The sequence below is a fragment of the Clostridium sp. OM05-5BH genome (genome assembly GCF_003481505.1).
Classification (GTDB): domain Bacteria; phylum Bacillota; class Clostridia; order Lachnospirales; family Lachnospiraceae; genus Otoolea; species Otoolea fessa.
In genome coordinates, this window is record NZ_QULJ01000007.1 from 137,295 (window position 1) to 150,468 (window position 13,174).

10 protein-coding genes are annotated in these 13,174 nt (G+C 49.1%); all 10 read left to right on the plus strand.

Annotation, left to right across the window (positions count from 1 at the left end; all coding sequences use genetic code 11):
* Window positions 1-45 precede the first annotated feature (45 nt).
* Entirely contained in the window at window positions 46-285 is a 240-nt protein-coding gene (locus tag DXB70_RS10335; RefSeq protein WP_118673251.1) for an RNA-binding S4 domain-containing protein, read from the plus strand.
* A 38-nt stretch (window positions 286-323) separates the two neighbouring features.
* The gene (locus tag DXB70_RS10340; protein ID WP_118673252.1) at window positions 324-989 is read left to right on the plus strand and encodes a TetR/AcrR family transcriptional regulator; all 666 of its coding nucleotides are present in this window, start codon (window positions 324-326) and stop codon (window positions 987-989) included.
* Between the two features lie 234 nt (window positions 990-1,223).
* The gene (locus DXB70_RS10345) at window positions 1,224-1,490 is read left to right on the plus strand and encodes a hypothetical protein (protein ID WP_118556377.1); all 267 of its coding nucleotides are present in this window, start codon (window positions 1,224-1,226) and stop codon (window positions 1,488-1,490) included.
* Entirely contained in the window at window positions 1,460-8,380 is a 6,921-nt protein-coding gene (locus DXB70_RS10350; protein WP_118673253.1) for a carboxypeptidase regulatory-like domain-containing protein, read from the plus strand. Before DXB70_RS10345 ends, DXB70_RS10350 begins: the two co-directional genes overlap by 31 nt.
* Window positions 8,381-8,465: 85 nt before the next feature.
* Window positions 8,466-8,750, plus strand: a complete 285-nt coding sequence (gene yabP, locus DXB70_RS10355) for a sporulation protein YabP (protein ID WP_022360387.1) — start codon at window positions 8,466-8,468, stop codon at window positions 8,748-8,750.
* Window positions 8,751-8,760: 10 nt separating this feature from the next.
* A complete protein-coding gene (yabQ, locus tag DXB70_RS10360; protein ID WP_118570757.1) occupies window positions 8,761-9,159 on the plus strand; it encodes a spore cortex biosynthesis protein YabQ in 399 nt (132 codons plus the stop codon).
* A gap of 7 nt (window positions 9,160-9,166) precedes the next feature.
* Window positions 9,167-9,511: a septum formation initiator gene (locus DXB70_RS10365; protein ID WP_182426218.1), complete on the plus strand. Its 345-nt coding sequence runs from the start codon at window positions 9,167-9,169 to the stop codon at window positions 9,509-9,511.
* A 165-nt stretch (window positions 9,512-9,676) separates the two neighbouring features.
* Entirely contained in the window at window positions 9,677-11,095 is a 1,419-nt protein-coding gene (locus DXB70_RS10370; RefSeq protein WP_118473059.1) for a SpoIIE family protein phosphatase, read from the plus strand.
* A gap of 161 nt (window positions 11,096-11,256) precedes the next feature.
* Window positions 11,257-12,600, plus strand: a complete 1,344-nt coding sequence (gene tilS / locus DXB70_RS10375; protein WP_243099947.1) for a tRNA lysidine(34) synthetase TilS — start codon at window positions 11,257-11,259, stop codon at window positions 12,598-12,600.
* The gene (hpt, locus tag DXB70_RS10380; protein ID WP_022360393.1) at window positions 12,593-13,117 is read left to right on the plus strand and encodes a hypoxanthine phosphoribosyltransferase; all 525 of its coding nucleotides are present in this window, start codon (window positions 12,593-12,595) and stop codon (window positions 13,115-13,117) included. Before tilS ends, hpt begins: the two co-directional genes overlap by 8 nt.
* Window positions 13,118-13,174: the final 57 nt, after the last annotated feature.

A 13,174-nucleotide genomic window follows, 5' to 3' on the forward strand; every position in this document is an offset into this window, starting at 1 on the left:
CCGCTATGATGAAAATGCCCTGCAAGGGTTATGGAAAGGGAAGATATGAGATTAGATAAGTATTTGAAGGTATCCCGCATCATCAAGAGAAGAACCGTGGCGAATGAAGCCTGTGACAGCGGACGAGTGATGCTGAATGATAAAGTGGCAAGAGCCAGTACAGAGGTTAAGGTTGGGGATGTGATTGAAATTGCCTTCGGCAATAAATCGGTGAAGGTCCGCATTACAAGCGTACAGGAGACCATCCGCAAGGAAGATGCCAAAGAAATGTTTGAATACCTGTAAAAATCCAAGAGACGTCAGTAAAAGGCGCGGAGGACGAAATGCCAAGAAATATAGAGCGGGATGAAAAAGAGGCGATGCGCCGGAAAGAACAGCTGATGGAAGCTGGGTTCAGGCTGTTTTCGCAATATGGGATCGAGAATGTCAGTTTACAGAGGGTGGCGGACGCTGCGGAAGTGGGTGTTGCGACCCTATATAACTATTATCAGACGAAGGTCAAGCTTGTGATAGCGATCAGCGGAAAAATCTGGGGCGATCTCTGGAAGGAGATTCTGGAAGAAAAGGGATCGGAGATATTTGAATCATTCACGGCGTATCAGTACATTGAGTTTTATACGGACCAGATCATCCGGATTTACCGGGAACGCCCGGAAATACTCCGGTTCAGTAATAACTATAAAAACTTTATCTCCCGGGAGAAAGTCAAGGGGGAAGCGCTGGCTGAACATTTGGATGTTTTGAAGCCGGCAGGAGCGCTGTATCATAAGTTCTATGAGCAGGCGAGGAGCGATAAAAGCATCCGTACCGATATCCCGGAGCAGCAGTTATTTACAAGCGTTGCGATTGCGATGCTGGCGGTGGCTGAGCGCTATGCACAGGGAATTGTGTGGGCGGACGATCACAAGGAAGACCACACGCAGGAACTGGAATTTTTAAAAGGAATGCTCCTGACATGGTGCAGAACCCCGGAGAACCTGGAGAAATAATCATATAAAGAACAGAAATAAAAAAAGAAGTCAAGAGAATGAGGTGACCCCTCAAAGTTAGACTTTTACGAGACGACTTTGGTCGTCTCGTTTTTCTTTATGCGCTTAAAAGAACAGCTTCTGTCTTGAATTTGTGAGAGTTGATTATTATAATATAAATATAGTGACGACTCATTTGTGTATACACACTTTATGACGGATAATCAACATTTCGAGAATGAGAGGAAAAAGCGTATGAGAAGGAGAAAAAGAAGAATTCTGGCAGCAGGAATGGTGGTAGTGATAACGTGTAGTTCATATGGCTCTGTGCCTAGAGTTTATGCGAACACGAATTTTTATCAGATCCGGGAGATCGAAAGTTTATCGGAACAGGTTCTGTATCAGAAGGTTCCCTATGGAACCCGGTATCAGGATCTGGAGATGCCGGACAGCATAGACGTTTTTGTCAGCGGGGGGGGCAAACCGAAGATGTGCCTGACGCAGGGAGCGATGAGAATGTAGCAGCGTTTGCTAACCGCACAAATGATGATGCCGTGCTGGAAAAGACAGACAGTGAAGAGAATGGAGAAAAAGAAGATACCGAAGGAAAAGATACCGAAGGAAAAGATGCCGGAGAGGATAGCAAAGACAAAAGCGAAGGGGAAGAGGGCTTAGAGAAAGCGGAATCCGGTTCAGGTGAACAGGGAGATTCTGGGAAAGATGGAAATTCGGCGGAAAATGGGGACTCTCAGGATGAAAATGCAAATCCGGGGAACGGTGAATCCGATGAGAAAGACGATTCCGGTAAGACAGATTCCGGTTCTTCGGATGGAAATGCAGATTTGAATGAAGATGCCGATTCTTCGAATGGAAAAACGGATGAATCGAAGGAAGATGTCAAGACGGATGAGAAAACCGAGGAAGAGATTGACGAAAAGGAAGGTTTCTGGCGAAAAGTAAGGGTGCGCTGGGTTCTGGATGAAGAAGAGAGCCAGGCATCCCGTTATGATGGGGAAAATCCGGGCATCTACCTGTTCCGTGCAGAGCTGAAAAGCAGCAATTATGAGGTAGATGAGGACGAACTTCCGGTGATCCAGATCACGGTCCTGGAAGAAGAGCAGGTGAAAACAACGCTGGAATTTGCACCGTTGGAAGAATCGATCACCGATCAGATTCTCCCGCTTGGAAGCAAAGAATCCGATATCCAGTTCCCGGAGACTCTTACCGTGCGTGAGACGATGGGAGAAGAAACCACCGAGCGGACTTTGTCGGGTATCACGTGGAAACTGGATGCAGAAAACAGCGACTATTCTGAATTTCGGGGCGGACTGGCACCGGAGGACTATTTTGACCGCTTCGATGAGGACGGTGAACCAGAAGAAACTGAAGAAAAGACCTGGGAGGGCTACGATAAAGCCAATGAAGAATACAATGGGGCGATCTATACCTATATTCCGGTGATTCCGGAAAGCGAAGAGATACCGGAAGACACTGCTTTGCCGGAGATCCATGTGCAGGTGGGAGACGCGGGGATTGCGTTGTATGCAGATGAAGGAATCACGGGAAAAGGTACGAAAGAGTATCCCTATGTGATTTGTAATGTAAAACAGTGGTTTACTGTTATGGGTGAAAACCAAAAGAATCAATATAATGGAAATCAATCCTCTGGTGTAAGTAAATATATTAGATTGGGGGCTGATATCGATCTAAGCGGTGAGTCGTGGGAGTCAAGAACACTAACGGCTGGTTTAGATGGTAATGGATATGAGCTGAGTGGAATTTCGCAGCCGTTGTTTAATGTTTTGGCGGGAACTGTTAAAAATTTGATTTTGTCCAATGTGACCATTACGGGAGATGGAAAGCATGTAGGAGCGATTGCGAGAACTGTAGGTGCTGATTCGCAGATTGAAAATTGTTATATCAGTGGCAGTCTTGCTACTACAGGAAATTGTGCCGCAGGTGGATTAATTGGACAGGTTCAGTCGGGGACGCTGGAAATTCAAAATTGTATTGTTAATGCAGAGATTGAAAACAAAGATAATAATAATAGGGAGTCTTTAGCTGGAGGCTTGGTTGGTTCGGTTAAAGTGAAAAATGGCACGCAGTTGAATATTATGAACTGTATTGCAATGGGAAGTGTTTCGACAAATTCAGGTCGCGGTGCAGGTGGATTAGTTGGTGGACAAGGAAAAACAGTTACAATTAATAAGAGCGCAGCATTGCAAGAAGAGATTTCCACAAACAGTTCGCAATACTATGTAGATAGAATTTTTGGCTATTTCGGTGATTATCAAGTTCATGTAGTTGGTGGACGAAATTTCGCCTATCAGGGTATGAGGGTTAAATGTGGTGAAACCCTTCTTGATAAAGAGAATGATAAAGATAGAAAATGGCCAGAGTTGCATCGTGGCGAGAGTGTTTTCAAACCAGACCTTTTAACAACCAATTTCTGGAAAAACACGATTGGCTGGGGAAGTGATGCGGAAAACTGGGAATTTGCCGCTAATCAGCTTCCGACGCTAAAGATGCAAAGAGATAATAAAGAAGTAATTATATTCTCCGGCACAGACATACCAGAGTATCTTGAGGCAACCGAGATAAAAACAGGCTCAGTAAAGTCTGGAGAAACCGGAATCGCAGACGCGGAGATTACTTTTAAGAAGGGCAGCAGCGAGAAAAAGGTGAAAACGGATTCAGAAGGAACCTTTTGCATTGATCTTGCCAATGGAGACTATGACGTAACGATCAAAAAGACTGGATATCTTACGGTTAAGAAAAAAGTTACGATTTCGGATGCCGATCCAGAAGCTCTTGATTTCACCATGGAAACAAACCCGGTTTCCATGATTTCGGGACAAACGGTGACAGGAACTTTCCAGACAACAGATGCGGACACCGCCATGGCAGATGGAGAGATTGCGCTTACGTATACCGGAAATGAAGATTTACGGTTGGAGGATTTTAAACTTTCATCCGAGGAAGATGGAACGGCATATGACGGAGTTACACTTCTTGCAGTGAATACTGAAAATGGAACTAGCAGTATTAAGATTCAATTTGCTAAATCGCTGAATCTTGGCAATACGAATGAAATAACCTTATATGTCCATTACAAGGGAAGTTCGATTGGTTCGATTGTGCTGAAAAAAAAGGTAAACCTTGTTCGGCTTGCGGCACCTGAGAATGTCAAATGGGATGAGATAGTAAAAGGAAAGGCCGTCTGGCGTCCGGTTACGAATGCATTGGGTTATAAAGTACAGCTCTATAAGGATGGTTCAGCACTGGGGGGTCCGGTAACACTTGGGGCGGATACAGCTGGTTACGATTTTACCGCCCAGATTGCAGAGGGCGGAATCTATACGTTTGGAGTTCAAGCAACGGGAGATGGTTCAACCTATGGTGACAGCGAGGAGACGAAGAGTGGAAATTATGAATTTTCAGAGCAGACCTTAGAGGATGTCAAAACAGCGGCACGGGCAGCGCTGCAGGCGATGACAGTGACAAATGCGACAACAGCGAATGAAATTTTGCAGGTTGTACAGAACGTTATCACAAATCAAAAAATTCATGCGGACTGGTCCGCTGAAGAAGGGTTCCATCTAACACCAGCAACGGATGGCAAAGAACCGGGACAAAACGGAAGTATCACGGGAATGATTGTTTTGAGCGATACCTCTGAGGGCGCGTCAACAGAAACAATCGAAATAAATCTTCCAATCGCGGCGAAGTATGCAATTACCTTTGCATCCGGACGCCAGGATTCACAGGGAGATGCGCCGACCCTGGGAAATGCCGCAGCCGGAACTGTGATTACGCTTCCGGAGAATACCTTTAAGGTATATGGCATGAATTTTAAAGGCTGGAGTGACGGAAGTACTACATATGCCAGCGGTGCAGATTATACAATGCCAAATAGAAATGTAGCATTTAAGGCGGTATGGGTGCAGGATCAGTGGGATGGAATAACGGCTGTGGAACCGACCAAAGACGAACATGGTTATTATCAAATTAGTACAGGGGCAGAGCTTGCGTATTTTAGAGATACGAAGATTTCAAACTGGAAAGCGAAACTGATGTGCGATATTGATATGGGCGGTCACGAGTTTACTTCGATTCCTAATGCCGGAGCTGAATTTGATGGATGCGGACATATGATTCGAGGCTTGAATGCGGTCGGCGAAGTTTATGTGGGATTGTTTCGAGCAATTTCTTCGAATTGTGAAATTAAGAATCTGACCATAGAAAATGCGGTGGTTAAAGCTTCCCGCGATGGGGCGAGAGTCGGCATCCTGGTTGGTGATGTATATGGTTCTCTGACGGTAGAAAATTGTTACGTCAGTGGAACAATCGAAACTGCAGATGGAACGAATAAGATTGAATCGGCAGGTGGTTTGATTGGAAATGTAAGGGGGAAGTATAATTATTCGGTAAATATTAAGTCCTGCTATGCAGATGCTGAAATCAAGGGAACCGCCAGCAGTGGCTTTGCAGGTGGTTTGGTCGGTTGGACCGGTGGAAGTACAACAATTGACAACAGCTATGCAGTTGTGGATATGGACGTTGAAGCGGGAAATTCTATTGGCGGACTGGTAGGATGCGGAAATGACAGTAAAGTAAAGATCTCCCACAGCTACGCGGCAGGCGAAGCTCTGCCCAAAAATCCCATTGGCGCATCCGTGGCAGGCATTTCCGCCAACGGTTCGATTTCCTCTTGTGTCAGCATTTTCCCGGAGATGCGATCGCTCAACCGGATTGGCGGAACAACGGGAAGCTGCCGGGATAACTACGGCTTTGCCGGCACAGTTGCGAGAAAATCAGATGGAACGATTTTGACCCCGGATCCAGATACGATGGGGGCAGACAAGCTATATGGAGCGGACGCAACGGCGGAAGACCTGAAAGATCCGGAATTTTATAAAAAGCTGGGCTGGAATTTTGATTCTACCTGGACGATGGATTCAACCGGCGAGTATGCTTTCCCGATTCTGAAAAACCAGACTTTACGTCCGGATCTGACGCTGGATCTGACACCTTCGGTTACCGGAATTACGCTGGATAAGACCAATGAGACGATTTACCCGAGAGGAAGCGTCCGGCTCACTGCGACCGTCGATGTGGTAAACGGAGCGTCCAGAGATGTGGAGTGGAAAAGCAGTGATCCGGCAGTCAAGGTAGAGGACGGACGGGTAACTGCTGCGGATGTGGCAAAAGCGGGAATCTATACGATCACAGCCACCAGCGCGGCGGATCCTTCCAAGGAGGCAACATGCCAGCTGACAGTTGATACGGCAGAGCACACAGTTACAGTAGAACGGGAGAAGAATATGATAAACTCCCAGAATGCAGTCGTGAAAGCCTATGCATCCCGGGAAGATGCAATAAGTGGGAAAAATCCGATTTCTACGACAGGTAGTGAAGCTGGTACATTTACATTTCCACGGAAAGCCGGAGAAACAGTTTACCTTGCATTTACGGGTCTGGATTCGGGAGATGTCGTACACCAGGTAACAATTACCGATGGGAATGATTCACAGGAGGATGCGGCAATCTGCAATCTGGAGAATCCGACGGTGTATTGCTTTACGATGCCGTGTTCAGATGCCTCTGTACAGGTTTCCTATGCGGAAGATATAACCGCGTACCAGTATACCTGGTTCGTAGGACAGGAGTGGGGTACATGGGGAACAACGGCAGCCTTTGAAACCAAAGAGTGGAGTGGAGGGGATCATATTGGCTCTCTGGAAGTAACAAAGATTATCAATGGCAAGCTGTTTAAAGAATTTAATATAAAATCAATGTCGCTGTATAAGAAAGGTTCAGTTACACCGAAAAAGGTAAATAGTAGAGCAGAACTTAAAAAGAACGGCGATTATTACATCGAAAAAGATAATACAACCGGTCTCCCGACTCTCTATGTATACTTAGATGGACCGGGCATGGTAGCTGTGGATATCGAGGTCCAAGATGATCTAACTGCGGTATTTTCAATTACGAAGAAGCCGGAAAGCAGTTCTTATTATACGCTGGACAAGATTACAGCAAACGCCGGGGAGCAGGTAACGGCGACCCTGACAGATGAAGGTGTCAGACGGATGAAGGAGAATCTGAACAAGAATGCTTGCCTTACATACAGCGGTGGTTTACTTATAGTTGTTTACCCGCCGAAATTTACCGAATCCGGCGGCAAATGGACAGCATCCTTTCAGATGCCGGCGCAGAATATTGAGACACATGTGTATTTTGGGGACAAAGATAAGGTTACACTGAATGGTACGGATAAAGAGGTTGATTACGATGGTACGCCGAAGTCTGTTGGGGATGAAATTCAGGCAACGATAGGTGGACAGGATCTTTCGGAACAGTTTCAGGGCCAGTATGAGGTGTACTATAAAGGTGTGAACGGAACCGTTTATTCCAGCACGACACCGCCGACCAATGCGGGAACGTATTCCTGTAAGATTAAGATCCCGGACAGCAACGTAAGTTATATGAGTGATCCGATTACAGTGCGCCTGACGATCAAAAAAATAGCAACAAAGACCCCGAAAGCACCGCAGGCAGCAGCGTGGACAGACACCAGCGTGACCCTGGAAGCACCGTCTGCATTTGTGGATGGAACCGCGATTCCAGCGGGATACGAACTGGAATACTGCGTGGATCAGGGAGAATGGCAGGATTCACCGGTATTTACCGGGCTGACACCGGAAACGACTTACAATTTCTATGTGAGACTCAAAGAAGGCGTCAATACAACGGCATCCGCAGCCAGCGAGGCGGTCGCGGTCCAGACAAAGAAAGCATCGTCTGACCCGTCCAATCCGACGAAACCCAACCCGTCGAACCCGAATCCATCGACCCCAGGCAATCCGCAGGGAACGACCACTTCCAGCCGCGACAGAAGTACCAGCACATGGGTAAAAGAGAGTGCCGGATGGCGCTACCGCCTGTCAAATGGCACGTATCTGTCCGGAAGCCTGGTTCTGGATCCGGCGACTGGCAGGCAGGTTGAACAGGTTGTGTGGAAACAGCTCCGGGGCGCATGGTGGGCGTTTGGAGCCGACGGATATATCCGGACGGGCTGGGTCTATGATTACAGCGCGGGCGAATGGTACTATGTGGATGAAAACACAGGCATGCGGACGGGCTGGTATCTGGATCCGCAGGACGGCAGATGGTATTATCTGGATCCGGCAACAGGAGAGATGCTGACGGAGTGGCAGCTGATTCCGGATTTAGGATATGTATACTTAAATCCGTATGCACCGCAGCCGACCTGGGCGTATGATGAAACATTAAAAACCTGGGTTTACATGGAGGGCGCAGGGCGTCCATACGGCTCCCTTTATATGGCTGAGTGGACACCGGACGGCTATTATGTAAATGCAGACGGTGTCTGGGAACCGGCCAGATAATCATTCATAAACCTGAAAACCTCCCAATATATTTAACAATAGGCAGCTATAGGCTATAAGTTAGATAAATTGGGAGGTTTTTTGCATGGAAGAAAAATTGGATGCCAGACCTCACAAGCTGGAGCTTCTGAACCGGGAAAAGGGGAGTGTGACGGGGATCCAGGATGTGGTGTCATTTGATGAGAACCAGATGATTCTCGATACAAACATGGGGCTTCTGACGGTGCGTGGGAAGGCGCTGCATGTGAGCCGTCTGACGTTGGAAAAGGGCGAAGTGGATATTGAGGGCGAGTTTGAAAGCTTTTCGTATTCCTGCAACGAGTCCCACCGGAAATCGCAGGAGTCGTTCTTTGGACGGCTGTTCCGTTAGGCGGTGGCGGATGAGCGGGACGGTGAGAGGGGAAATATGGCTGCTTGGCGGCAGTGTGTGTACGGGGATCGCGCTGATGATGATGTATGACGGGCTTAGGATCTTCCGGTGGCTGGTACGGCACAGCTCATTTTGGACAGGCATGGAGGATGCGGCGTATTGGCTCTTTGCCAGCTTTGCGACGTTCCGGCTTTTGTTCGGGCAGAATGACGGAGTCTTGCGCGGCTATGCGGTGGCGGGCGTGCTCGGCGGCATGGTGTTTTATGACCGGACGGGCAGCCGTCTTTTGTTTGCGGTATTGAAAAAATGCAGCGGATGGATTAAAATGAAAAGAAGAGGCAAAAAAAGCCAGAAGACCGGAAAGAAACGTACAACAAGGGGACAGGCAGAAAACATGGAAAGGAAGTGAGATGAGAATGCGTAGACAGATGTCGGAAGGCAGACCGGGTGGAAATGTGCGGAAAAAGAAAAAGGATAATTTAAACAACCGGATGGCGCTTGTGGGCGTTACGATGGTAGTGCTGAGTCTGGCGGTTGCCGTGCACATCAAGGGCATCGATCTCAAGGAAAAGGATAGGAGTTATTCAATTCGTGAGGAAAATCTGGAGGCACAGGTTGCGAAAGAAGAAGAACGTGCCAAACAGCTTGAGGAATACCGCGTATACGTGCAGACCAAGCAGTATATCGAGAAGGTAGCGAAGGAGAAGCTGGGACTTGTAAACCGCAATGAGATCCTGCTCAAACCGTCCAATTCGAATTAGGCTTGCGGTGCATCATAGAATGTCCGGGGCATGCCACACAGGGGAGCGGCATTCCTGGATGTGTCGGAAAATGTCGAAGTTTTCCCTGATTTTGCTCCGTCCGTTTGACAAATATTTCCCTCCAGCCTGTATATAATGGCGTTATACAGGTTAGGAGGGATTTTTGTGCTTAAACGGAGAACTTTACATAGAGATATGGCGGATGTCAACGTCTACACGGCAAGACGTTTAAAGAGCATGGCACTGTCACTGGGTGGTCTGGCGCAGGCGTTTGCGGATGAGATCGGCGGGCAGGGGCATCTGACGAAGGAGGACGGACTGGCGGCAATGCAGACGGCGGCGTCGGCGGTATGCGGCGATTGTACACGGTGCAACCTGTATTATGGCAACCGCCGGGACGACAGTTATTATCTCTATTATCTGCTTCGGACGTTCGAGCAGAAAGGGAAAATCGACCTGGAGGACATGCCGCGCCTGTTTCATGAGATTTGTTCCCAGAGAGAGGCATATTTGCGGGAATTGAACCGGAGCCTCGGCCGGGCGACGATGAATCTGGGGTGGAAAAACCGTTTTCTGGAAAGCCGGGATGCGGTGATCGTCCAGTTCCGGGAGCTGGCGGCGATTTTGGAGGAATTTTCCAACCAGATGGAGCAGGCGTCGGATGTGACGGCATCCTGGGAGGAGATGCTTTCGGGGATACTTCGCAGAAGCCATCTGCGCGTGGACAACATGCTGGTGCTTCAATATGAAAATCAGCAGAAGGAGGCGTTTCTCACACTCCGCAGCGTCAACGGGCGATGCATGACGGCGCGGGATGTGGCGGAACTTCTGGGACGCGCGATCGCCGGAAGCCACTGGAGTGTGGCGAAAGACAGCAAAAGCCTGATCACCCGCAATGCGGCGACCTTCCGTTTTGTGGAAGAAGGTAAATACCGGATGGTGTACGGCATGGCGTGCAGCCCCAGGGAGGGTGAACCGATTTCAGGCGATACGTGTACGGTGCAGACCGGGCTTCCTGGACAGGTGATTATGAGCCTGTCGGACGGCATGGGAAGCGGCAGAAGCGCCAGTGAGGACAGCGAGAAGGTCATTGAGCTGACCCAGCGCCTGCTGGAGACGGGATTTTCGGCACGATCGGCGCTCAAATTGGTAAATACGGTGCTTTTGCTGGCGGGCACGGAGCAGAATCCGGCAACAATCGATCTATGTTGTATCGATCTGGGGACAGGTGTGCTGGAAGCGATGAAGCTGGGCGCGGTGCCGACCTTTATTTTGGGGCGTGAGGGTGTTGAGTTTCTGGAAGCAGGCGGGCTGCCGATGGGAATTGTACAGAACGCGGAGCCGGTTCTGATGTCGCGGAAAATGTGGGACGGCGAGAAAATCATTATGATAAGCGACGGCATTCTCGAAGCGATGCCGGGGGAACACAAGGAAGAGACGTTCATGGAATTTGTATCAAACCTTTCCGGCGGCAACCCGCAGGAACTGGCAGAACAGATCCTGGCGTTTGCGTCCGGGCTTTCGGACGGGGGTGTGGTGGATGACTGCACCGTGTTGGTCGGGACGGTGCTGGAACGTGGGTAGTTACTGGGCACGTATGCGTGAACAGTAACGTAGAATCTGGCAGGTTGAGAAATAGGGGGAGATCCGTTATACTGTGAAGGTACTGAACAGTTATGAGTGGATTTATTTTTAAGAGGGATAAAAAGAAATATAAAAGAATGCAGAAACAAACAGAAATTTATATGAAACAAAATCATATGACCAGGCCGGGGGATGGCGTTCTGGTCGGTTTATCCGGGGGAGCGGATTCCGTCGGTCTTTTGCTGGTGCTCTGGAAGCTGCGGGAGACGTTTCAGATTTCCCTGCGGGCGCTCCATGTCCATCACGGGCTGCGCGGCGCGGAGGCGGATCGGGACGCGGCATTTTCACGGATGCTGTGTGAACGGCTGGAAATTCCTTTTTATGAGTTCCGCATCGATGCGGCAAAAGAGGCGCTTGACCGGAAATGTTCCATCGAGGAGGCGGGACGACTGGCACGGTACCGCCTGTATGAGGAGACGGCGCGGGCGTGGGAGGAAGAGATTCGGCGGGTTCACATCGCCACCGCCCACCATGCGGATGATAATGCGGAAACGGTTCTTTTTAACCTGTTCCGCGGAAGCGGTCTGACCGGGCTTTCCGGCATTGCTCCGGTGCGGGGGCGCATCATCCGTCCTCTTCTCTGGGCGCAGCGGAGTGAGATTCAGGCATGGCTTTTGCAGCAGGGACAGGACTGGGTCGAGGACTCGACGAACCAGGAGAGTGAATACAGCCGCAACTGGCTTCGGAATGAACTGCTTCCGGCGGTAAAAGAGCGCCTGAATGCACAGGCAGTCCGTCATATCGACCAGGCGAGCAGACGCATCCGGCAGGCAGATGCCTATCTGGAAGAGGTGGCAGAAGAATGGCTTCAAAAGCATGCACCGGACGGAAAAGCGGATGCAGGAGCGCTGGCAGAACAGGCGGAGATTGTGCAGGGTTATATCGTGCGGCGGTTGTTTTTAAAGAGCAAAATGCCGCTCCGGGACGTGACGGAGACGCATGTGCAGGCGGTGCGGGAACTTCTGCATCAGGGAACCGGAAAGAGTATTTCGCTGCCGCATGGGTTCCGGGCGGTGAATGTATATGGATTTCTTGAAGTGCGCCCGCTTAGTCATCCAGGGGAAAGAAAAGAGGTTTTGCTTCCGGGCAGCCAGGATGAGAATCTTTTGCAGATGCATATTTTCCCCTGTGAAAATGGGGATGAATTTCCGAAAAACCAGTATACGAAATGGTTTGACTATGATAAAATAAAAGGTACCTTATCGCTGAGACACCGGCAGCCGGGGGACTACCTGACACTGCCGTCCGGTGGTCGGAAAACACTGAAATCCTGGATGATTGATGAGAAAATTCCGAGACAGGAGCGGGAGCAAATCTGGCTTCTGGCGGAAGAAAAACATATCCTGTGGATAGTGGGGCACCGGATCAGCGCATATTATAAGATAACAGAACAGACAAAAACCATCCTTGAGGTGGAATTTAACGGAGGAAAAAGCAGTGGCTGATAAGATTCGTGTATTATTAACGGAAGAAGAAGTAAACAAGAAGATCAGTGAGGTGGCAGCACAGATCAACAAAGATTATGAGGGAAAGGAAGTCCACCTGATCTGTATCTTAAAGGGCGGCGTATTCTTTACCTGCGAACTGGCAAAACGCCTGACTATTCCGGTTTCCCTGGATTTCATGTCCGTATCCAGCTACGGTTCCGACACCAAGTCAAGCGGTGTGGTAAAGATTATCAAGGATCTGGACGAGCCGCTGGAGGGCAAGAATGTCATCATCGTGGAGGACATCATCGATTCCGGACGCACCCTGGCATATCTGATCGAGGTATTAAAACAGAGAAATCCGAAAAATATCGAGCTGTGCACCCTGCTTGATAAGCCGGAGCGCCGCGTGAAAAAACAGGTTCAGGTTAAATATACCTGCTTTACAATCCCGGATGAGTTTGTCGTAGGTTACGGCCTGGATTACGATCAGAAATACCGCAACCTGCCGTACATCGGTGTTGTGGAAGTATAAGGAGGAAGCCAGTTGAAACAACGTCAGTCGATGGGAGGCGTGGGGCTTCTGATCCTC